Below are 23,431 nucleotides of genomic sequence, written 5' to 3'. Positions count from 1 at the left end.
TGCCTATGAAAGAGGGGTACATGAGCATTCTTGATTCATACACTACGACTTTCGGTTTGGTTAAAAAAATTGATGCTTTTGGGTATCTAAATTATTTGAAACAGCATCCTGAGGAGCCTCGAAAGCATGGCAAAGTGCTTCTGGTTACTGCGGATACTCCTCTTAAAGCATCTCGTGGCGAGGGCAAAACAACCACCACTATTGCTTTGGTGGATGCGTTGCGCGAGCGTGGTGTAGATGCGGCTGCGGTTCTTCGTCAGCCAAGCATGGGCATTACGGCAGCTGGTTCTAAAGGTGGCGCAAGTGGCGGCGGTAAGTCTTCGCTTGCACACCCTGAGCTGATTGACTGGGGCTTGTGTGGCGAGATGGCTGCTATTGCCTGTGCTCAGAATTTACTAGTTTCGTTCGCTGAAAAGGCGATTGACGATGGCTTGCTTGATACCATTTTGGTGCCTCGTGTAAGTGAGGTTCCTTCGCGCTCGTTGCGCAGTATTGCTGTTGATTTTGGCAAGGGCACTGTTCCTGAGCGTGTGGTGTTGACGCCAACTTGCGAGCTTATGCAAATTGTGGTGTTGTCTCGTAGTATGGATGAAATTTCCGAGCGTGTTGCCGCTATGATTGCTGGCACGAAGGATGGTAAGCCTGTTAAGTTTGGCGATTTTGTTGACTTGTGGCGTATTACGAATATTCTCGCCGATGCTGTAAAGCCTGCAAAAACGGAAACTATTAACGGCTCTCCGATTTATGTGCATTGCGGTCCGTTCGCAAACGTTTCGCTTGGTATTCCAAGTTTGGTAAGCGTTGAAATGGCTTGCGCTGAACACGATGTTGTAGTTGTTGAAGCAGGATACGGCACGGATGCTGGCGCTCAAAAGTGGTTGGATATTGCTTCTCGCGAATTTGGTGCTGCATGGCCGGCTGCGGCTGTGGTTGTTACGCGCGCGACGACTTGGCGCGATGACGAAACCTTGGCTTGGCGTTATCCGTTCCATGTTGCTCGCCTTGAGTCGCTTAATATTCCTACTTTCCCGCTTATTAATTTGTGGGAAGGCGAGGATGATCAAGTGCCTGAATTGTTGGAGCAGGCTAAGACGTTGGGCTTCCGTGAGCCGATTGTTGGCAATTTGTTCCGCGATGGCGGCGATGGTTTGGCGGATCAGCTTGACGATTTTGTGTCGGTAATTAGTGCTGATGCTGAAACGCAAGTGCCAGAAAGTCGCAGAGGTCAAGCGCTTTTGGATCGCGTTAAGTTGCTGTGTGAAGAAGCGTATGGCGTGCCGTCTGAGCGTGTGATTGAAAAAGATGGTTTTGAGGATTCATTATCTGCAGCTGCTGATTTGTGCGCAAATGCTGGCGTTGATTTTGACAGCCTTGCGTTGGTGGCAGTTAAGTCTCCTGCGACTATGACTGACGACGATCACAAGCCGTTTGAGGAGCGTACTGTTACCTTAAAGAAGGTTGAAGTTCACGCTGGTGCTGGCGTTGTGCAAGTGAATCTTACTTCTTCTCTCACAACTCCTATGCCAAAAATCGTGTGATTTATTTGGTGCGTTTGACTCAATCGCACTTTAATTGTGCTTTTAATTGCACTTTGTAAATATGCCCGCGGGAGCTTCTATGCACCCTGCGGGCATTTTATTATTCTTAAATTTTAAAAATTTATTTACTTACCTATTTATTGTAATACAATATTGTATTACAATATTCTTATGAAGAGAATAAGAATCATATTTGAAGATCATAGTAATAAGCATGGCTTAACTCCAGAAGATATTGCTTATGCTGTAGAGAACCCAATAAGAACAGAAGAAATGGAGTATAAAGGTGTTTTGTATATACGTTTAACTGGTAAGCATAATGATGTATTAATGCAATCTATTGGTATTGTTATGAAAATTGAAAAAAATACTTTGCGTATTTATCATGCTGGAAGTGGCGAAAAATCATTTTGGGATTTACCTTTTGATGATTGGATAAAGAGATACAGGGTAAAATAGTTTATAGTTTGTTTATATAAGATTATTTATGGATTTAGAAGGTAAAAGCATGGCCAAAGTAATTGAACATAATGGGACCACTATTGTTCAGCGAGAAGGTAACGAAGCGCGCGAACATATGAATAATTTAATAATGAACCTTACAGATACTGACAATATGGAAGACGCTCATGTTGCGCTTGTTGGACGACCACCTATTATGAGTGATCTTGAAGCGTCCACGATTATTCAATTTCGTATACCTAAATCCTGGAAGGATAAAATTGCGGAAGATGCAAAAAAAGAGGGCGAATCTACAATTAGCGAGTATCTACGTTCGTTATTAATTAGGCGTCATAAAGAATTGCAATCAGTTTAGGCTGTATAGCCGCTGCGCACCCTGCGGGCATTTTATTGCGCAAATGTAGTAATATACTCGGCTGTAAAGTAATAAGCGTATATGGTGCGTATAACGCATATCAGTAGTTGGCTAGGAGTAAAAATGAGCGAGATTGAATCTGAAGAAACTAAAAATAATACTTCAGAAAATCGCAATGAATGCGGCAAAGTCTTTCTCGCAGCAACTCCTATTGGCAATATGGGTGACGCTTCTGCGCGACTAATCAATCTCCTTGAAACAGCGGATATTGTGGCGGCTGAAGATACGCGCCGCCTCTACGATTTAGCAAACCGTCTTGGCGTTCACGTCGTTGGGCGAGTTGTCGCTTACCACGATCACAACGAGCGCAATAAGGCGGACGGCCTACTCGATGAAGTGGAGCAAGGCGCTAAAGTTCTTGTAGTTTCCGATGCTGGCATGCCAACTATTAACGATCCTGGCTTAGCTATTGTTCGTCGCGCAATCGAGCGTGGTCTTCCTGTTACCTGTGCTCCAGGTCCTAGCGCTGTTCTGGATGCGCTTGCGCTTTCCGGGCTCCCAACTGACCGCTTCTGCTACGAAGGCTTCTTGCCGCGCAAATCTGGTGAGCGTCAGCAGCATTTGCGTTCGTTGCGCGCAGAGCGTCGAACGATTGTGTTCTATGAGGCTCCACACCGCATTGCGGAAGCCATGGAGGACGTGCTAGCTGTGCTCGGCCCTAATCGACCAATGGCATTGTGCCGAGAACTCACCAAAGATTTTGAGGAGATTCGTCGCGGAAGCGTGCAGAGTATTCGTGACGGCGTTTTGGCGGATCCTCCTCGCGGCGAAATAGTGCTGGTTATTGGTGGCGCTAACGATGATGAAGTGCGGGAAGAAAGTACCGATTTAAGTGTGGAAGCGCTTGCCGATCTTGCAATTAATTGCGCCGAAACGGAAGGCTTACGCATTAAAGAAGCGATTACTAAAGTAGTACGGGAGCATCCATTTGCGGACGGTTCTTTCGCTCATCGCAAGCAAGTGTATGAAGCAGTGCTGAAGCGCAAAGGTGATGTACAAGAGTAGAGTAACGTACAAAAGTAACGTACAAGAGTAACGTGTTTTGCAAAAAGGTAACACTCTGCATTAAGACGAGTATCAGCGAAACGAAAGTTAAACTAACCTTTACTTAACGTTGGCAATAATCGTACGCTGCAAATAGTATGTCGAAACTATATCGCACATCTGGACCGCCTTGTTGTGCAATGTATTCTAATAATTTGGCGTCGGCGGCGGGATTTGCAATAACCCATCGACGCAACTCTGGAATATGTTTCGCAATATGCCATAGTATTTTCGTTGGAGTGTCTGGATTTATAGCAACTTGTGGCGTAAGTATTATTGGAGGTTGCGGTGGTGGCGTCGGCTGCACTGCTTGCGTCGGTTTTGTCATGTTGTCCTCATTTCTTCTTTAAGATGATGTATCCACTCACGTGCGCGAACGGAACCGGGGAAGTAGGGGTTTGCGTTAAGAATCCGTATGCAATTATTCAAATCGATGCAATAGCGCTCTATTAATGAGTGCGCAACACTTTTTCGATACGGTTCGTAATATTCGTTTTCGCATGGCGTATACGCTAAATCGCAAATAGTACGTTCCGGAGTAGTTACTCGAACGTCTCCAATAACAACATAATCTTCGTCACTAAGCTGTCTGCGAAATGAGCGTATTGCGTGATCGTGCGGCTTCCTTCGACAATTGCTGTAGTTAATAATATCGATATTTACCGGGAATGTTCCGCCTAACCATACCCAGGCTGCGGTAAATGAACAGACAATACTCTCCTCTGGTATGAGATTACTTATAATTTTGCCTCGCCCTTTGGTGGAAAGTGCCAGGGATTGCGTATATCCGCTTTGCGTGCTCAGCTGGTTGAATACTCCCAATTGAGAAAGTTTTTTCATGCACATAGGTCCTGGAAGTTGACTGTTGCCAAGTAATGTTGGGAATTCATTGTTGCTAGATTTATTGACGTCTTCCAAAGTTGCGCTGATCTGGAGATTTGCGTTGGTGCGAATAGCGTAGTGTTCCTGGGGTGTTGTCAACGCGTGTGCTGCTGGCAGGGGGTTGTGTGCTGCTGGCAGAGCGGGCGCGGCGTGTAGCATCTGGTTGTGTTGCATAACTCACCTTCTTTCTCGGTATATTTGACTTCGCTGACCTTGGGGTGAGGTCTATTGTTGTTGCGTTTGCGAAGTGTCTTGTTTGTGCATAGAGATGAGATTAACTTGAGAGTTTTGCGTGCGCCATAGTGCGTTAAAAAGTTGTGGATATGTGTATGCAAGTACTAGCACTGTCCGCGCTGAACAAGATAATATTGGGCTATGAGTCATATTTTGGTGAATGTTGCTTGGCCGTATGCTAACGGCCCTCGTCATATTGGTCACGTTGCTGGATTTGGAGTTCCTTCAGACGTGTATGCGCGCTACGAGCGCATGAAAGGCAATGACGTATTGATGGTGTCGGGTACAGATGAACACGGCACGCCAATTTTGGTTGAGGCAGATAAAGAAGGCGTGAGTGCGCAGGAGCTTGCGAACCGTTATAATCGCGTGATTACTAAAGATTTGTGCGATTTGGGCTTGAGCTACGATTTGTTTACGCGCACAACTACCGCAAATCACGAACATGTTGTGCAGGAGATGTTCCGACAGTGTTTGAAGAACGGTTATATTTATAAGGGTACGCAGAAGGTTGCTATTTCTCCTTCCACTGGACGCACTTTGCCGGATCGCTATATCGAAGGTACATGCCCGTTGTGTGGCGCGGATGGCGCTCGCGGCGACCAGTGTGATGCGTGTGGCAATGAGCTTGATCCTGATGAATTGATTAACCCAATTTCTAAGATTAATGGTGAAACGCCTCGTTTTGAAGAAACTGAGCATTATTTCCTCGATTTGCCGGCGTTGGCTGAAGCAAATGTTAATTGGCTTCGTTCTCGTGACGGCTGGCGCACAAACGTTATTAATTTCTCGCTTGGTTTGTTTAAGGAAGTAAAGCCGCGTGCTATTACGCGCGATATCGACTGGGGTATTCCGGTTCCTGTGGAAGGTTGGGTTGATAATCCAAATAAGCGTTTGTACGTGTGGTTTGATGCGGTAATCGGTTACTTGTCTGCGTCTATCGAATGGGCGCGTCGCCAAGGTAAGCCGGATGCTTGGCGCGACTGGTGGTGTGATCCTAAGTCTCCTGGCTACTACTTTATGGGTAAAGATAATATTACTTTCCATTCTCAGATTTGGCCTTCGGAAATGCTCGCCTATAACGGAGCAGGCTCTAAGGGCGGCGAGGCAGGCGTTTATGGCCCGCTTAATATGCCGGAGCAGGTTGTGGCTTCTGAGTTCATGACTATGGAAGGTAAGAAGTTTAGTTCTTCGCGTGGCATTGTGATTTATGTGAAGGATATTTTGGCTCGTTACCCTGTGGATGCGGTTCGCTATTACATTTCTATTGCAGGTCCGGAAAATTCCGACGCCGATTTTACTTGGTCTGAGTTTGCTCGTCACAATAATGAGGAGCTTGCCGCAAGTTGGGGTAATCTTGTCAACCGCGTAGCAAATCTTATTAACAAGAATTTTGGTGTTATTCCTCCACTTGATGAAGATTCGATGACTGCTATGGATCGTGCTTTGCTCGATCAGACTTCTGACGCTTTTGCTTTGGTTGGCGGTTTGATTGAGCGTCACCATCAGAAGAATGCTCTTACTGAAGCTATGCGTGTGGTTGCGGATATTAATAAATATATTTCCGCTACCGAGCCTTGGAAGATTAAGGATGATGAAGCGCGCCTAGGAACCGTACTGCATGTTGCGGCCCAAGCTGTGTCGGATGCTAATCACTTGCTTGCTCCATTCTTGCCTCATTCTGCGCAAAAGGTCTGGGAAGCGCTTGGTGGTACTGGTGTGTTCTCCCCGTTACCTCGTATTGAGGAAGTAGAGGATTTGGATAATCCGGACTTTAAGTATCCGATTATTACTGGTGATTATCGTTTGGGTGAGACGGTGCATCCTTGGGAGAGTGAAGAGTTGGTTGCTGGCACGCCTGTGCCGAAGCCAACGCCTATTTTTGCGAAGATTCCTAAGGAAGCTGTGGATGAAGAGCTTGAGCGTTTTGCTTCTGCGTTGGTTGAACGTCAGCGTGCTGAAGCTGAACGTTTAGCTGCGGCAAAAAAATCTTTGGAAAATAGTGGGGAATAGGTTGAAAAATTTAGCTAAATTGTCGTAGCATAGTAAAAAATAGCGGTTGTTTTCTTATTGGAAAATATTTTAAGGAAATTTTAAGGAAAAACCTCTTTTCTTTGAACGAATGTTTAGCTATACTAACAAATGTTAATGGTTCGCCATTAGCGAGGTTCGTTCGCGAACCCCATAATTGAAACCTTCTTCTCTCTTTCTCTCTGCCCCGGCGGGTTTTCTTCCCCGCCGGGCTTCTTTTTATAGTTTGCGAGTATTCGCAAAGTTTGGTCTATAACCCATGTTCCAAATCGCTAAAGGTGACATTTTCTATACGTGCGTGTAAAGGAAATGTCGGAATTTTGCGAAAAAACGATTAATACTTTACAGGCGTGTAAAGAAACTGTCGGAATCTCGCTAAAAAGTGATAGTTTCTTTACAGCGTTGTAAAGAAACTGTCGGAACTATCTCCGGCAAATGTTCCATAAAACCACCAAAACAACAACAAACGCCGGGAATTTTCCGGCAAATGTTCCAAAATAACGCCAAAACAGCTACAAAACCCGGAGAAAAAACTCCCGCAAATGTTCCTGTAGCTTTGCAGTATTGCTTCTGCGAACAGTGAGTATTTGTTGATTAGTGGGCTTTAACAGTATTGCTCCGCGGACGTTGAGTATTTATTGCCTAGAGAACACTAGCGTTATTGCTGCTGCACACACAACACCAGAAACTCCTACCACACCAAAAAATAATGGTGGGTGAATTTGCGAGTGGAATATAGGAACTGCTTGAGCTGTACAAACTTTCGTGTGGTAGAGCCTCAAAAGTTTTCGGGCAGAGCAATAAAAGAGGACTGAGGAAGCAACATTCATAGAGAACGAAGCAGACATTAGAACCTTTAACAACCAGAGCGACGAAGGACGGGACTTGCGATGCTGAAAACTTTCGAGGCTCATAAGAGTAACTATTTACGTCGCGCAGCCAAACACCAGCCAAAACAGCTACAAAACCCAGTTAAAGCTCCCGCAAATGTTCCAAAAAGCGCAAACAAAAGCGCAAACAAAAGCGCAAACAAAAAGCGCAGACTGCAAAAAGCAATCTGCGCTTACATAGTTACGTAATACTTACATAGTTACGTAATACTTAAATTTAGTTGCAACGCCTTGAAAGTGGAGCCCACGGATCAAGCATTACTGGCTCTTGCTTTAAGACGGCAAGAGTTGCTTCATCGAGGTACTTCTTATTGATGATTACTTCGGTAACGTAGCGGTCGAACCATTCTGCGGATCCAACGTAGTATCCGTCGTCGCCGTTTTCCTTGCCCCAGCTGTTCTCAATCTTCCAGCGATCTGGCTCGCCAGCTTCGTTGAGGTTTACGCCGGTGAAGGTCATGGCGTGGTTGCCTAAGCAATCCATGTATTCCAATCCCTTTGCCTTATCAAACGTGAATTCGACGTCAAAGAGCTGGTCTACGCGCACAACTGCAGGATCGAAGAAGCCGCTGTCACGCAAGGAGAATTGCGTGCAATCGCATGCAAACCAAATTGGGTGACCGTCGCTGAGCTGCGCTACGGCTGCTTTGCGGAACACTTCGAGAGGAACGTTCACAAATTCCAGCTCATCAGTTTCAGCAACATTGGTGCTGTACTTGAGTTGATAGAGCTTGTTGAAAGGAGTTCGTTTCATAGGGGAGTTGCACAACGTTACGAAATCGTTTACGTCAACTGGCACATATTTCTTGACAAACTCGAGTGGAGTGATGCCGTATTCGCGAATCATTGGACGCTCATCTTTGCCAGTCTTTGGCTTGTCGTCCTTCTTTTCTTCGCCAGCTTGTTCGCCGCCCTTATTTTCTTCCTTCTTGTCGTCCTTCTTGTCGTCATCGTCTTTAGTGCGTGCGAAGAAGTCGAACTTTGCTGGAGGCTCGCCGAGCGCAATAGTTGTCATGCGATAAACGGTTTCCAAATCGCGGACTTTCATTTCGCGCAATTCTTCCAAAGAGGAGCCGTTCTTATGAGCTTCGCGCAACTCGCATGCAAACTCGCGCAACTTGGTATTGATGTACTGCACGAAGGCATCGGAATCGGTTGCGTTCTGTGAATCTGGGTACACGCTCTTTGGTACGAGTCCGTACTTGTTTACCAAGTTGACGAACATCTGCCACCAACCGCCGTCGTCGATTGGGCCGTAGTTAATGCACTCAAAAACTCGACTATCAATTGGCTCGTCCAAAGTTGCCAACACGTTTTCCAAATAAGCGTTTGCTTTTTCAATCTTGTCCCAGAAGAACAGATAGCTTTCTGAAAACTCAAAGTCTTCCAAGTTCCACTTGTGCATTAATTCGTAACGCAAAGTGTTAAGAGATGCGAACATCCAGCAGCGGCCGGAGTGCTGTTGGTTGGTGATGCTTCCTTGCTTTAATTCCACGGAGAAATCGCGTGGCAAGGCGCGCTTACCTTGGTAGCTGGTGGCAGCTTTAAGTACACCATTGCTAACCGCTGCGTTTGCGGCAAGGAGATTAGCTCGTTGTTCGTTGAAGTGCTTGGAATATGTTTGTACGTGTTCGAGGGTTACGGCTTTTACGTTTTCGGCCATGGGTCTTCTTTATCTCCTTTACGGTTTGTAATACGAATAACAGTCATTGTAGCTGTTGCAATGTCATGTGCGTGTTTCTTGTTTGTGCCTATTTCCGGCATTTATAAGAATAATATTAAATATTTTTATAAAAGTGTAATTTTTCCGTTAAATATTTTGTTTTTGTAATTATATTCTGAATTTATTATATTTAGAAATAATGCGTATTTTTAGTTTGAAAAATAAAAATTTTGTTAAATATAATTTGTGTTTTTGCGAAATGTTATGCCGCAGAATCCTTGATATTATGCGTTTTCGTACTATGTTTATAACGTACTTACCGCTTGCACAAGTGTGCAATATAGTATTAGTTTTGCCAAAAAACATGTTACAAAAATATTTTCTGTTTGGGCGTTTGTACATAGCTTGGCTAAAAATATACTAATTATGTGTCCCGGGTTGATGAGGGTCAATCCAAGCGCGCCCTTTTGAAGGGGAACGATGGACTAAGACGGTACTGCTATAAATCGCCAGGTTTGTGGTACCGATTGGAGGTAAACAATGGTTAGGCGTAGAAAAGAGTCACAATGATACGATACATCGTTAAACGATGCCTGAATTATGTTGTGATGTTATTTGTATCCGTTTCCATGACGTATTTCTTGGCAAGTGCGTTTATGGACCCGCGTTCAAATTATATGTCTCGGCATCCGCATCCACCTATTGCATCAATCAATCGTTCGTTGGATTTGGCAAATATTAATGACCAGACTCCTGTGTTTACGCGTTACTGCCGTTGGCTTACTGGCGTTCTTACTCGCTGGGATTGGGGTTTAAGCCCTGAGCAGGCTCCAGTCGGTCCAGCAATTGCGACCCGTATTGGCGCATCGGTTCAATTGGTAACTTGTGCAACTGTTCTTGGTATCGTTTTCGGTGTTAGCGTCGGCGTTTACACTGCTATCCGCCAATATAAGTGGCAGGATCGCGTGCTTAACTCTATTGCTACTTTCTTGCTTGTTGTTCCGGCTGCTGTGTTTGGTTTGTTGATTGTTCTCGCAGCCATCAGTATTAACAATGCTGCTGGTTCGCGCTTGTTCTACGTCACCGGTTTGCACTCGTATCAAGGTTCTAACCCATTTGCCTTTATTTTTGATTTCTTGCAGCATTTGATTTTGCCAACGATTGTTATGACAGTTCCTGGCATGGTTGGATATCATTTGACGCAGCGCACGTACTTGCTTGATACTATGAATGCTGATTATGTGCGCACTGCTCGCGCGAAGGGTTTGCCTTTGAATTTGGCAATTCGTCGTCACGCCTTGCGTACTTCGTTAATTCCAACTGCTGTTGATGTTGCCTTCTCCATTGCAGGCGTGTTTACTGGCGCAGTTATTACTGAAACCGTGTTCGCAATTAACGGTTTGGGTAGTTACTTTGTGCAGACTATTTCCAATAACGATATCAATGGTTCTGTTGCTATTGCTGCATTCGGTGCTGTGTGCACTTTGGTAGGTGCCTTGCTTGCAGATATCTTCTCTGCTTGGCTTGATCCGCGTATTCGTTTGAACTAATTGCAGAACAGTGTAGGTGACATTGATATGACTATGAAAAATGTATCTTCAAAACCTCAAGAGTCTGCTGCAGATAAAAAGGCTACTGCTGGAGCTTGGGGCAACTTTAAGCGTACTGGCAAACTGACGTTGTACACGCGTCGTTTCTTCCGTCGTCCGTCGGCGGTTGTGGGCTTGGTTTTGCTGGTTATTCTTATTCTTTTCGCACTATTTGGTGCCAAGGTTAGCAAGTGGGGTTATGACGAGCCTGATTTTACGGCTCTTGCCACTCCTCCTTCCGCTGAACATTGGCTTGGAACCACGCCTGGCGGTTCTGACATGTATGCGATGGTTGTGCGCGGCTTAGGTCGTTCTCTTTCTATCGGTATTGTTAGCTCAATTTCTATTACGATTATTGCAGCTTTGGTTGGTACTGCTATTTCCTACTTTGAAGGTTGGTTTGAGCAGGTTGGCATGTGGATTTTGGACATGCTTCTTATTGTTCCTTCCTTCTTGCTTATTGCTTTAATCGTGAGCTCTTCAACTAACGGCAACGATTGGTTATGGCTTGCGTTTGGTATGACTTCCTTCGGTTGGATTGGTTATGCTCGTACGCTTCGTACGCTGACGCTAAGCTTGCGCGAACGCGAATATGTGCGTGCAGCTAAGTTCGAGGGCGTTTCTTCCTTCCGTATTATTGTGCGCCACTTGGTTCCAAACCTGGGTTCTGTGTTGATTATTAACACGGTGCTCGGTGTTATTGGTGCTATTAATGGTGAAACTGCTTTGAGCTTCTTGGGTCTTGGTATTAAGGCTCCGGATACTTCGTTGGGTACGTTGCTCAATGTTGGCCAGAGTAGTGTTATGACCTCTCCGTGGGTTCTTTTGGTTCCATCTGCCGTGTTAGTTGTTTTGACTTTCTCTGTGCAGCTTATTGGTGATGGTCTTCGCGATGCGATTGATCCATATTCTAGGTCTGCTGGTAAGGCCGAGTAAGGCTTGTTGGAGGTATAAACATGACTGATATGGTGAATGACGCAATGAAGGAAGATGCCACGATGGAAGATCAAAACAACGAACCGTTGCTTTCTGTACGCGACTTGCAAGTTAGCTTTGCTTCTGAAGCTGGCATTGTGCACGCTGTGCGTGGCATGAATTTTGATTTGTACCGCGGCAAAACGATTGGTATCGTTGGCGAGTCCGGTTCCGGTAAGTCGGTTACTTCTTTGGCTGTGATGGGCTTGCTAGATAAGAACGCTAGCGTTAAAGGTTCGGTTAAGTATAAGGGCGAGGAGCTTCTTACTAAAACTGATCTTGAGATGAGTAAGATTCGTGGCAAGAATATTGCTATGGTCTTCCAGGATCCTCTTTCTGCTTTGACGCCAGTGTTTTCTATTGGCGATCAGTTGAAGGAAGCTTTGGTAACTCATAACCCGGATATGAGTGAAGAGCGGATTCGTGAGCGTTCTATTGAATTGCTTAATTTGGTTGGTATTACTAAGCCAGCTGAGCGTTTGAAGGCTTTTCCTCACGAGTTTTCCGGCGGTATGCGTCAGCGCGTAATGATTGCTATGGCGATTGCTAACAATCCGGATATTATTATTGCTGATGAGCCTACTACCGCCTTGGATGTGACTATTCAGGCTCAGGTTTTGGATGTGTTGAAGAAAGCTCAGCGCGAAACCGGTGCTGCAATGATCTTCATTACTCACGATTTAGGTGTGATTGCTGGCGTTGCCGATGAGGTTATCGTCATGTATGCAGGCCATTTGGTTGAGCATAATAGCGTTGAAGAGATTTTTGCTAATCCAACTCAGCCTTATACGATTGGTTTGTTGGGTGCTGTCCCTCGCGTCGATCAGAAGCGCACTCGTCGTTTGACCCCAATCTCTAAGCCGACTATGGATATGTTGATTGCTAAGGAGAACAGTGGCGACGACAGTACCATGATTGGGCTTGAAGCTGAAAGTGAAACGGTTCGCGCTTTGCTTCATGCTGAGACTGAAAAACCGATTAAGCCTATGTTCGAGGGCATTCCTCGCGAGCAGCGTAAAGTTGTTTTGGATGTTAAGGGATTAGTTAAGACCTTCCCGATTACAGGTGGCGGTTTCTTGCGACGAAAGATCGGCGAGGTTCGTGCTGTAGATGGCATTGACCTTGAGATTCGCGAAGGCGAGACCGTTGCTTTGGTTGGTGAGTCCGGTTCTGGTAAGTCCACGACTTTGATGGAAATTATGAGCTTAAAGAAGCCAGAAGCTGGTTCTATTACCGTTTTTGGTACCGAGCTTAACGATAAGTTGACGCGCGAGCAGCGTCGTGAGCTTCGTTCTAAGATTCAGTACGTGTTCCAGGATCCTATGAGCTCGCTTGATCCTCGTATGCTTGTTTACGATATTTTGGCGGAGCCTTTGTTGGTTCAGCATAAGACGAAAGAGGAAATTCGTCAGCGTATTGCTGAACTTATGCAGTTGGTTGAGTTGAATCCAGATCAGGTTGATCGATTCCCAACGCAGTTCTCGGGCGGTCAGCGTCAGCGTATTGCTATTGCTCGTGCTTTGGCTGTGAATCCTAAGCTGTTGCTTCTCGACGAGCCTGTTTCGGCTTTGGATGTTTCCATCCAGGCTGGCATTATCAACTTGCTTGAAGATTTGCAGGATAAGTTGGGTGTTGCTTACTTGTTCGTTGCTCACAACATGGCTGTGGTTCGTCACATTTCTAGTCGTATTGCTGTTATGTATCACGGTCGAATTGTTGAAGCTGGCGAAACGGATGAGGTGTTTGACAATCCTAAGCATCCGTACACGCAGGCTTTGATTAGTGCTGTGCCAATTCCAGATCCTACGATTGAGAAGAATCGTAAGCGCATTATTCTTAACGAAGAAGATACGTTTGACGATGTTAAGTAGTTATTGTTTGGTTGCAGCCTGAGTTTTGCGGGTTGTTTCTGATTGAATAACGTTGCATTATCGCGCATGTTTATTACAACATGCGCGATTTTTGTTGCGTAACATAAAATTAAAAAACGTAAGATATTTTGTTTTTCAGTGAAAATAAACTAAAAAATTTTCTGTTTTGCTCATTCTTGATAATAAATTATTCTTTTTTGCCCAATTTTAATAAAGTCAAAAAAGAAAAAATTAATATTTTGTGAAAACAATTTGTCGAATGTCATAGAGTTGTATATACTCATACAACATACCGGAAGACGGACATCATCCGGGGAATGAGAGGAATCATGAAAAAAACTAATGCAGGTAAATTAACCGTATTTGCCGCAGCTGCACTTTCTGTTGCAATGCTGCTCGGCGCTTGCGGTGGTGCTTCTACTGCTAACAACAACAATAATGCCGCTGGCAATAAGGCAGGTATTACAGAAGAACCAGCCGCAGGTGTGGATACTTCCTACACTGGCGCTCTTCCAATGCCTAAGGTTGACAAGCGCTACGACAACCCACAGCCTCGTGAAAATATTAAGGATGGCGGTACTTATACGTTCTCGCTTTCCGACATGGGTCCAAACTGGAACTACGCTTCTAACGATGGCAACACTGCTTACATGGGTACTTTGTGGGGATTCTATCAGCCATCACTTCCTTACTACGACACTGTTAAGGGCGAGAAGGTTAAGTACAACCCTGACTACATCACTTCCGTTAAGAAGGTTAGCGACAAGCCACTCGTAGTTCAGTACAACTTGAACCCAAAGGCTAAGTGGAACGATGGTACAGACATCGATTACACTGCTTTCAAGGCTACTTGGGAAGTCATGAATGGCAAGAACGAGGCCTACTCTGTGCCATCTCACGAAGGCTATGACTGCATTGAGTCCGTTGAGCAGGGTGCAACTCCTAAGCAAGTAATCGTTAAGTACGATAAGCCATGCGCAACTTGGGAAATGCTTTTCGCTCCATTGGTTCATCCAAAGGCAGTTGATCCGACTGTGTTCAACCAGGGTTGGGTAAATAATCCTCACAACGAGTGGGGTGCAGGTCCATTCGAGATTCAGTCCGCAACTGAAGATCAGGTTGTTTTCGTGCGCAATCCAAAGTGGTGGGGCAAGAAGGCAAAGCTTGATAAGGTTGTTGTAAAGCGTATGGAAGATACCGCTGCAATGAACGCCTTCCAGAACGGCGAAATCGATTCCGTGGATTCCATCTCCACCAAGGATAAGATCAAGGCTGCTCGTAGTGTTAAGGGCGCTCAGCTCCGTTACGGCTACAGCACCAAGATTCGTGTTATTAACTTGAACGCAAAGGCTGGCGCATTTAAGGATAAGGCCGTTCGTAAGGCCGTTGCTCAGGCATTCGACGTTGCCACCTACAACAAGATTCAGTTCCAGGGCATGAACTGGAAGAGCGAGCAGCCAGGTTCTGAGCTTCTCTCCATGTTCCAGGCTGGCTACAAGAACAACCTTCCAGCTGATGGTAAGTTCAACGTAGAAAACGCTAAGAAGACTCTTGAGGCCGCTGGCTACAAGATGGGCAAAGACGGTTACTACGCTAAGAATGGTAAGACCGTTCAGTTCTCATTCACCTTCTTCGGCGATGACTCCACTCAGGCAGCTCTTGCTAACGCATTCCAGGCCATGATGAAGAAGGCTGGCATGAAGTGCAAGACTGTAAACAAGCCTGCTTCTAAGTTCTCTAAGACTGTAACCTCCTTCGACTTCCAGGTGCTTCCAATGGCTTGGGTTTCCCAATCTCCATTGAGCTTCTTGGCATCCGCTTCCCAGCTTTACGGTTCTAAGAGCGATTCCAACTTTACTGGCACTGGCAACAAGAAGATTGATGCCCTGCTCGCCAAGGTTGGTAAGATTTATGATTACAAGGAACAGACTGCATTGAGCAACAAGGCTGAGTCCATGGCTCTTGCTGAGTATGGCACGCTCCCAGTTTCTGCTCCTCCAACCTACCAGGCATACAAGAAGGGCTTTGCTAACGGCGGTCCTGCTGGATATGCTAACGTTTTCGTTGAAAACATTGGTTGGCAGAAGTGAGTAAATTTGTAGCGATAACTCGCGCAAGTTTACTAAGCTGATTGCTTAACTTACAGCATGTGGCGTGTGGTCTTTGGGCTACACGCCACATGTTTTTGCGCTTGCTAAAGCAGAAAATAGTATAAACTTAAAAAATAAGTCTTAAAAAATAAAAATCTAAAATGAAGGAGCACTCGGCGCATGTATGTCAACCCAAATCAACGCAAAGACGCGAACAACGTGCGCTGGGTATTGCAATATTGCAAGCCAGACATGTGGAGAGTAGGCGTATCGCTTATACTTTTTACAATTAACGACACAATGGCAATGACAATGCCATTGCTTTCGGGTTTTATAGTCGACAAAATCATTATTGGCAAACAGCATAATCTACTTATAAGCGTATGCGTTCTTATGGTTGCAATGATGATTATTCGCGTAGGCTCAAGATATATTTACCAGCTTCAAATGGAAAGATTCGGCCAAAACGCTGTGTACCGACTCGTAAGCGACGAGTATGAAAAGTTGCACTCTTTAGATTTTACGTACTTTAATCACACGCGCACAGGCGATATTATGAGCCGAATGACGTCGGATACGGATGCGATTCGCCATATTCTAAGCTGGGTGTCTTATATGGCGCTGGATTGCTTAGTAATGTTCGTGCTTGCGTTAGTAATAATGTTTTCAATCCAATGGCAGCTTGCTTTAGCGCTTATGTCAATAACGCCATTCTTGTTCCTGCTTGCAAGAATTATGGGCAAAAAAGCTAGGCCAAAATTCCTTGCAATTCGCGAATCTTTCGCACGCATGAACTCAATGGTAGAAGAAAATATTGAAGGAAACCGCGTGGTAAAAGCCTTCGTGCGCGAGGCTTACGAAACCAAAAAATTCGACGAATGTAACGAAGACTACTTTAAACGAAATATTACGCTTGCAAAAAACACGCAAAAATACATGCCGTGGCTAGACGGCATGGGATTTGTGCTAGAGCTTATAACCGTAGGCTTCGGCGGATGGCTCGTGCTAAACGGCAGCATGACATTAGGCACATTCGTTACTTTTAACAGCTTCCTTTGGATGCTTAATATGCCTGTTAGAATGGTTGGCTGGCTTATTAACGACTGGCAGCGTTTTAATGCAGGATGCGTTAATATTCGCAAGCTTCTTACGCAAGAATCGCATATTAATCTTCCAAAAGAAGCGGACGCAAGCGTAAAAATCAAAGGCGAAATCACTTTTGAGCATGTTGATTTTGCATTCCCGGACGATCAAGACTCGCCAATCTTAAAAAATATTGATTTACGCGTTCCTGCCGGAAGCAAACTAGGCATTCTTGGCGAAACGGGAGCTGGAAAATCAACTCTTGTAAGTCTTATCGCAAGATTCTACGATCCATCGAGTGGGCGCGTTTTAATCGACGGAAAAGACGTGCGCGAATGGCCGCTAGAAACTTTAAGAAACGAAGTCAGCATAGTAGCGCAGGAAACTTTCCTATTTTCGGACACGATTGCAGGAAATATTGGCTTTGGTTTGCTTCAAAATAAAGAAAATTGCAAAGAATTAGACGATACGATTCGCAGAATGGCAAGAATTGCAGCAGCTGACGATTTTATTATGAGTATGCCAGAAGGCTACGAAACAGTAGTAGGAGAGCGCGGAGTCGGACTTTCCGGAGGGCAAAAACAGAGGCTTAGCTTAGCTCGCGCTTTAGCAAATAACCCAGCAATCTTAATTATGGACGACACAACTTCGGCTGTAGACATGGAAACAGAAGAACATATTCAGCAGGAGCTAAAGAAACTCGACGGCACGCGCACCGTAATCACTATTGCGCACAGAATCTCATCCGTAAAAGATGCAGACATGATTGTTGTGCTAGATCACGGCAAAATCGTCGAACGTGGCACGCACGCAGAACTTGTGGCAGCGCACGGAAGGTACTGGGAGATTTACAGAAAGCAGCTGGGATTGCAAAGCGGCAAGTCCGCAGGATTCGAAACGAAGGGGGAGTAGGCATGGCGCAACGAAACACTTATCGCGAAGACGAAGAACAAGAAGAGCATGTGAACGTGCATGAGCTTATGCGCGTTAAAAAATACATGAAACCGTACGCAACTAAACTCCTGCTCGTAATTCTGGTAGTTATAAGCGGCAGCATAATTATGACGGCAATGCCAATGATCACAAAAATGCTAATCGACGTAGTATTGCCGCATAAAAACTACACGTACCTGTACGCAATTATTGCGGTTTTTATGGTGCTTATTGTGCTGTACGAGCTGGGATTAGCGTACAGAACGCTTGCAATTACGCGCCTCGGCCAAATGATGATTAGAGATATGCGTCGCGATATTTTTACGCACGTGCAATCGCTATCTTTTGATTATTTTGATTCGCGTCCGCACGGAAAGATTCTGATTCGCATAGTAAACTACATAAACACGCTTTCGGATACGCTTTCTTCGGGATTTATTAACGTATTTTCCGACGTTTTTGTGCTGATTATTACACTAATAACAATGTTCGTTATAGATTGGCGAATGGCGTTGTGGAGCCTGGTGCTATTCCCAATATTTATAATTTGGACGCGCACTTTGCAAATTTTGCAACGTAAAGCGTCTAAAAAACTATCGAATAAGCAAAGTAATTTAAACGCGTACTTGCACGAATCAATCGCAGGCGTAAAAACAACGCAAACTTTTGCTCGCGAAGCAGAACAATACGCCACGTTCCAAGAACAGCAGGCGGGTGTTCGCAGCGCTTGGATGCGAAACGTTAGAGTGCAAATGCTGCTTTGGCCGGGAGCTTCAATTATTGAAACCGCAGCAATATCGCTTTTGTACTACGTTGGAGTGTCGAACTTAGGCGGAATGAACGTAAGTACCGGAACGCTTATAGCATTCGTATGGTACTCGACTACCTTCTGGGATCCGGTAGTAAATATTGGAAACTTTTACACGCAATTGGTGACTTGTTCGGTATATCTTGAACGAATTTTTGAAACTTTAAGAATTAAGCCGAATATTGTAGATAAGCCAGACGCTAAAGAATTGCCGCAAATTCGTGGAAAAGTCGACGTAAACGACGTTGTATTCCGTTACGAAGAAGGCGGAAGGCCGATTTTGAACCTGGTTGATTTGCATGTGCAGCCGGGGCAAACAGTTGCTTTAGTGGGGCCGACGGGAGCCGGAAAAACGACGCTAGTAAACCTTCTATCCAGATTCTACGACGTTTCAGAAGGATCCATTACAATCGACGGGCATGACGTGCGATCAGTAACCTTAAATTCACTTCGCAAACAAATGGGCGTAATGCTGCAAGATAGCTTTATTTTCAGCGGAACCGTGCGCGAAAATATCCGTTATGGAAAACTTGACGCAACTGACGAAGAAATCGAGGCTGCAGCTCGAACCGTTCACGCACACGAATTTATTGAAGACTTACCAAACGGATACGATACCGAAATTGAGGAGCGAGGCGCAACACTTTCCGCAGGACAAAGGCAACTCATATCGTTTGCGCGAGTGCTACTTGCGGACCCGCGAATCCTAATTCTCGACGAAGCAACCAGCAATATTGACACGCGTACGGAAGAAGCACTACAAGCTGGATTAGCGCAGCTGCTTAAAAATCGCACGTCATTCGTAATTGCGCACAGATTATCAACTATTGAAAAAGCCAACTTAATCTGCGTAATTGACCACGGACAAATAATAGAACGCGGTACGCACGCAGAACTTATGGCCGCAAAAGGTGCCTACTATCGTCTTGTAGAATCGCAATATGCTGCAATTCGCCAATCGATTGAGTGAGATTGTAAATCAAAACGCAATTGATTGACTAAACTAGTACGTATGAGTAAACATCATCGCGAACACAATTGGGCGCCGGTTCTAACCACGCAATCCGCAGTATGGGAAAATCTAGTAAAAAACGGCGTAACAATTGCGGACGACCATACGCATATGCTCAGCGTCGTCGACTTTGCGCATAATCTCAACCAAGAATTAGCAGAAAAAGGCCGCGACTTAATAGCCGAACCAACTCCGGACGATCTGGTTGAGCAAGCAAAATCCGCCGGCGTTTCACACATGTTAGAAGTTGGCTGCGAATACCCAGATTGGGAACCAACTATTGCGTTTGCTTCTTCGCATGCGGATTCAGTTCGCGCAGCAATCGCAATACACCCAAACGAAGCAGTATTGCACGGGCACAGAGGCGCGCAAGGCCCAGACGGGCTGCCAATAACCTACCAGCCCTACCACGACATACCATTTGACGAAGCAATGCAACACCTGCGCTCGCTAGCTGTAGCGCATCCGAAAGAAGTAGTAGCAATCGGCGAAACCGGCTTAGACTACTTTCGCACAGGAGAACCAGCACGATCCGCACAACGCGAAGCCTTCCGCGACCATATTGCGCTCGCAAAAGAATTAAACTTACCCCTGCAAATACACGATCGCGACGCACACGAAGATATAGTAAAAGTTTTATTGCAGGATGGCGCTCCGGAACGAACAGTATTTCACAGCTACGCAGGCGGCACGGATTTAGCCGAAATACTAAAAGAACACGGTTGGTACGCAAGTTTTTCCGGGACCATAGGCTACAAAGGCAACGAAGCGTTACGTAAATCTGCACAAATTATAGGCGAAAGTCACATAACCGTTGAAACGGACGCACCATACTTAACGCCAATGCCTTACCGCGGAAGACCAAACGCACCTTATATGGTGCCGTACACTTTGGAAACACTTGCGGAAGTACTGGACGTATCTTTAGAGCACGCAGCGAAAGTGACGCGTGAAAATACGCGCAAAATTTACGGATTCTAAAATTGCGGATTCTAAAATTGCGGATTCTAAATTTGCGGATTCTAAAAATTTCAGCCTAATTGGAACCCTTATTTTTCAACGATTTCGTAAGATTTTTGCACGATATAGCTATTATTGTATACAATATCCAAGTACGGAAATAAAACTGTGAAGGTACGAGGTTTATGCGACTTCTTGTTGGCAGCAAGAAGAAACCTTACCTATGGAGGAACAATTCAGCATGACGAAGTCACGCATTGCTGCGCCGTCAACCGATGGCGCTAAGGATCCTCGCAACGGCGCGAAAGATTCCGAAAAAGGCTCTAAGGCTGCTATATTGCGAGCAGCGTCCTTTACGAAGGCACCGAAAGTCTCGCATAAAACAACAACCCGAGAAGAGCGTGAAGTTATAGCTCAACAGCAAGCGCAAGAAGTGAAAGAAGCGGAAAAACTTGTTGCTAGCGCTGTTCGAGGACCGTTAGGACGATGGTGGGCAAAAGTACAGACTAGCTCTGATCGTTTCACGCTCGGTATGGCAATTGTGGCACTTGGCGTCGTGTACGGCGATATTGGTACCTCGCCTTTGTATACCGCACAAACTTTTTTGGCGGGGCAAGGCGGATTGCAAAATATCAACAGTGAAGCCGTCTACGGTATGCTGTCGCTGCTTTTTTGGTCAATTACGCTTATCACTACAGTAAAATACGTGTTTGTTGCCATGCGAACTGACAACAAGGGCGAAGGTGGAATTTTTGCACTGTACTCGCTTTTGCGCAGAAAAGGTGCGTGGCTTGCCATACCTGCCATGATTGGTGGCGCTGCGTTCTTGGCAGATTCTGTACTAACCCCAGCAGTTTCCATTTCTTCCGCAGTGGAAGGTTTGCGCACTATCGAAGCATTCCGACCAGTGTTCTTAGAAAATGAGAATTTAGCGCTGATGATTACGATTATTATCATCGTGCTGCTTTTTTCTGTGCAACAACGCGGTACTGAACGCATTGGTAAAGTATTCGGCATCGTCGTGATGATTTGGTTCGCCTTCCTTGCGTTAGTTGGCATTGTCAATATTGGCCAAGATTGGACGATATTTGAGGCGCTTAATCCAATCTACGGTTTGAAATTCCTGTTTAGCCCACACAATGTGCAGGGCTTAGCAGTGATGGGCGTTATCTTCCTTTCCACAACCGGTGCTGAGGCTTTGTACTCCGATATGGGTCATGTTGGTCGCGGAAACGTGTACGCAACGTGGCCGTTTATTAAAGTTGCTTTAGTACTCAACTATTTCGGCCAGGGCGCCTGGATGTTGCAGCACCAGAACGATAAAGCATTATGGTCGCTTGAAGGATTAAATCCGTTCTTCCAAATGCTTGAGCCTAACGTACGCTATGTGGCTGTTATTCTTTCTGTTACTGCAGGTATTATCGCCTCTCAAGCTTTGATTACTGGCGCTTATACCATGGTTTCGGAAGCAACTAGTCTCAACTGGATGCCGCACTTGCAGGTACGATATCCAGCGCGCACACGCGGACAGCTTTATATTCCTGTAGTAAACGTAGTGCTTTGCGTTGCAACGCTTACTGTTCTTGCCGTGTTCCGTGATTCCGAACACATTTCCGGCGCATACGGTTTGGCTTTGACGCTTACCATGCTGGCAACGACTATTTTGCTTACCGTACACATGTGGTATCAAAAGAAGCGTCTTGGAGCGTTAATATTTGCCATAGTGTTCCTCATGATTGAATTCATGTTCTTTGTCGCTTCTATGGCAAAGTTTATGCACGGCGGCTGGTTTACGATGCTGCTTGGTTTTTCCATTTTGACAATTATGGTTACGTGGAAAGATGGCACAAAAATTGAGCGTTCGCAACGTTTGCACATGAAACCGAAAGATTTTCTTCCGGTACTTGACAAGTTGCACGGAGATTTCCGTATCCCTTATTTTGCCGACAATATTGTGTACTTAACGTCCGATCGTGAAATGAAGCGTCTTGATACTGGTATTTTCTTCTCGATCTTTGCAGACCATCCTAAGCGTGCACGCGCTTGGTGGGCTGTGTCAGTAGAGACTGATGACGCGCCGTTTACGCGAGAGTATTGCGTGGAAAATTTTGGTACGGATTATTTGTTCCGCGTAAAAATCAAGCTTGGATTTAAGGTGTCGCCTTCTATACCAGCTTATTTGCACCAAATTATGCATGATTTGTCGCACACGGGTGAGCTTCCGCGACAAAAATCGGTGTATCCTAAGGTGGATGCGGATCCGGATATTGGTCCGATTCGTTACGTGCTGTTGCACAAGGCTTTGATGCCGGAGTCGAATATTTCTGTGCGTGGCGCATTATCGCTGAAAATGAAGTATGCGATTCGACATATTGCGGGAACTCCGGTTAAGTGGTTTGGTTTGGCGCCGTACAATCCGATTGTGGAAGTGCAGCCACTGTTTGTTTCTACACGTAGACCTCCGCGTTTGCAAAGGGAGGAATGTAGCCCTCGTGCTGTGCAATCTTTGCAAGGCGCTTCGGCAGCAGAAACGCCTGTTGATATGGTGAGTGATACTCGACCAACTGATGCGGAGCAGACTGCGGTAATGAACGCGCGCGATATTGCCGCTGCGAACGTGCTACTTGCTGACGAACAACTGGTGAATACGGGTAAAATTAATCCTGTATCGTTGAAGTTGCCGGCGAAGGCGGGTGATGCTCAGTCTTCGCAGTCTCGTGAGTCTTCGCAATCTTCTCAATCTCGTGAACTTCGTGAGGCGGAAGTAAGTCTTGATGCAGCGAACGTAACTCACGCTGTTGTGCAAGCCGTAGAAGATGCTGAACGTGCGGAAGAACCGGCGCAGACTGCTGGTGGTGACGAGACTGCTGGTCTTGGCGAGACTCGCTAATAAGCGAAACAGGATTGCACAGGATAGCTGGCTAATATGAGTGATAACGCGGTGTGTGGTG

Annotated in this window: 16 protein-coding genes; 13 read left to right on the top strand and 3 right to left on the bottom strand. The window is 45.5% G+C overall.

Going from position 1 to position 23,431, the window contains the following annotated elements:
* Nucleotides 1-20: 20 nt before the first annotated feature.
* The 4 genes from HXT56_RS04995 (at nucleotide 21) to rsmI (ending at nucleotide 3,420) form a co-directional block, all read left to right on the top strand.
* Nucleotides 21-1,538 carry a formate--tetrahydrofolate ligase gene (locus HXT56_RS04995; protein ID WP_421777927.1) on the top strand — a complete coding sequence of 506 codons (1,518 nt, stop codon included), beginning with the start codon at nucleotides 21-23 and terminating at the stop codon, nucleotides 1,536-1,538.
* Nucleotides 1,539-1,709: 171 nt separating this feature from the next.
* Nucleotides 1,710-1,997 (top strand): hypothetical protein, encoded by a 288-nt coding sequence (locus HXT56_RS04990; RefSeq protein WP_421777926.1) that lies wholly within the window; start codon nucleotides 1,710-1,712, stop codon nucleotides 1,995-1,997.
* A gap of 49 nt (nucleotides 1,998-2,046) precedes the next feature.
* Entirely contained in the window at nucleotides 2,047-2,355 is a 309-nt protein-coding gene (locus HXT56_RS04985) for a hypothetical protein (protein ID WP_421777925.1), read from the top strand.
* Nucleotides 2,356-2,478: 123 nt separating this feature from the next.
* Nucleotides 2,479-3,420 carry a 16S rRNA (cytidine(1402)-2'-O)-methyltransferase gene (rsmI, locus tag HXT56_RS04980; RefSeq protein ID WP_421777924.1) on the top strand — a complete coding sequence of 314 codons (942 nt, stop codon included), beginning with the start codon at nucleotides 2,479-2,481 and terminating at the stop codon, nucleotides 3,418-3,420.
* 103 nt (nucleotides 3,421-3,523) lie between these two features.
* Here rsmI and HXT56_RS04975 read toward each other — a convergent pair whose 3' ends face one another.
* Both HXT56_RS04975 and HXT56_RS04970 read right to left on the bottom strand, forming a co-directional pair.
* Entirely contained in the window at nucleotides 3,524-3,787 is a 264-nt protein-coding gene (locus tag HXT56_RS04975; RefSeq protein ID WP_116712386.1) for a hypothetical protein, read from the bottom strand.
* Nucleotides 3,784-4,440, bottom strand: coding sequence for a hypothetical protein (locus tag HXT56_RS04970; RefSeq protein WP_421777923.1), 657 nt, complete (start codon nucleotides 4,438-4,440; stop codon nucleotides 3,784-3,786). The genes HXT56_RS04975 and HXT56_RS04970 overlap by 4 nt, the downstream gene beginning before the upstream one ends.
* Nucleotides 4,441-4,716: 276 nt before the next feature.
* On the opposite strand from HXT56_RS04970, the gene metG reads away from it, so the two are divergent.
* Nucleotides 4,717-6,588, top strand: coding sequence for a methionine--tRNA ligase (metG, locus tag HXT56_RS04965; protein ID WP_421777922.1), 1,872 nt, complete (start codon nucleotides 4,717-4,719; stop codon nucleotides 6,586-6,588).
* A gap of 1,125 nt (nucleotides 6,589-7,713) precedes the next feature.
* On the opposite strand, the gene HXT56_RS04960 is transcribed toward metG, so the two are convergent.
* The gene (locus HXT56_RS04960) at nucleotides 7,714-9,159 is read right to left on the bottom strand and encodes an aminopeptidase C (RefSeq protein ID WP_421777921.1); all 1,446 of its coding nucleotides are present in this window, start codon (nucleotides 9,157-9,159) and stop codon (nucleotides 7,714-7,716) included.
* A gap of 566 nt (nucleotides 9,160-9,725) precedes the next feature.
* Here HXT56_RS04960 and HXT56_RS04955 point away from each other — a divergent pair.
* The 8 genes from HXT56_RS04955 to HXT56_RS04920 all read left to right on the top strand — a co-directional run bounded on the left by HXT56_RS04955 (nucleotide 9,726) and on the right by HXT56_RS04920 (nucleotide 23,370).
* A complete protein-coding gene (locus HXT56_RS04955) occupies nucleotides 9,726-10,709 on the top strand; it encodes an ABC transporter permease (protein WP_165846076.1) in 984 nt (327 codons plus the stop codon).
* 27 nt (nucleotides 10,710-10,736) lie between these two features.
* The gene (locus HXT56_RS04950; RefSeq protein ID WP_116712392.1) at nucleotides 10,737-11,684 is read left to right on the top strand and encodes an ABC transporter permease; all 948 of its coding nucleotides are present in this window, start codon (nucleotides 10,737-10,739) and stop codon (nucleotides 11,682-11,684) included.
* Between the two features lie 20 nt (nucleotides 11,685-11,704).
* Complete coding sequence (locus HXT56_RS04945) at nucleotides 11,705-13,594, top strand: ABC transporter ATP-binding protein (protein WP_421777920.1); 1,890 nt, start codon at nucleotides 11,705-11,707, stop codon at nucleotides 13,592-13,594.
* 329 nt (nucleotides 13,595-13,923) lie between these two features.
* Nucleotides 13,924-15,684 carry an ABC transporter family substrate-binding protein gene (locus HXT56_RS04940; protein WP_421777919.1) on the top strand — a complete coding sequence of 587 codons (1,761 nt, stop codon included), beginning with the start codon at nucleotides 13,924-13,926 and terminating at the stop codon, nucleotides 15,682-15,684.
* A 180-nt stretch (nucleotides 15,685-15,864) separates the two neighbouring features.
* The gene (locus HXT56_RS04935) at nucleotides 15,865-17,679 is read left to right on the top strand and encodes an ABC transporter ATP-binding protein (protein ID WP_116712395.1); all 1,815 of its coding nucleotides are present in this window, start codon (nucleotides 15,865-15,867) and stop codon (nucleotides 17,677-17,679) included.
* Between the two features lie 2 nt (nucleotides 17,680-17,681).
* The gene (locus tag HXT56_RS04930; RefSeq protein ID WP_421777918.1) at nucleotides 17,682-19,478 is read left to right on the top strand and encodes an ABC transporter ATP-binding protein; all 1,797 of its coding nucleotides are present in this window, start codon (nucleotides 17,682-17,684) and stop codon (nucleotides 19,476-19,478) included.
* Between the two features lie 42 nt (nucleotides 19,479-19,520).
* Nucleotides 19,521-20,501, top strand: a complete 981-nt coding sequence (locus tag HXT56_RS04925; RefSeq protein WP_421777917.1) for a TatD family hydrolase — start codon at nucleotides 19,521-19,523, stop codon at nucleotides 20,499-20,501.
* A gap of 220 nt (nucleotides 20,502-20,721) precedes the next feature.
* Nucleotides 20,722-23,370: a KUP/HAK/KT family potassium transporter gene (locus HXT56_RS04920; RefSeq protein WP_421778496.1), complete on the top strand. Its 2,649-nt coding sequence runs from the start codon at nucleotides 20,722-20,724 to the stop codon at nucleotides 23,368-23,370.
* The last annotated feature ends 61 nt before the right edge of the window (nucleotides 23,371-23,431 follow it).

Origin of the sequence: Gardnerella nova, from assembly GCF_049244055.1 — a bacterium.
In the GTDB taxonomy this organism is placed as follows: domain Bacteria; phylum Actinomycetota; class Actinomycetes; order Actinomycetales; family Bifidobacteriaceae; genus Bifidobacterium; species Bifidobacterium vaginale_H.
Note: the sequence above shows the minus strand (reverse complement) of the source record. Positions and strands in the feature narration are given on the sequence as shown.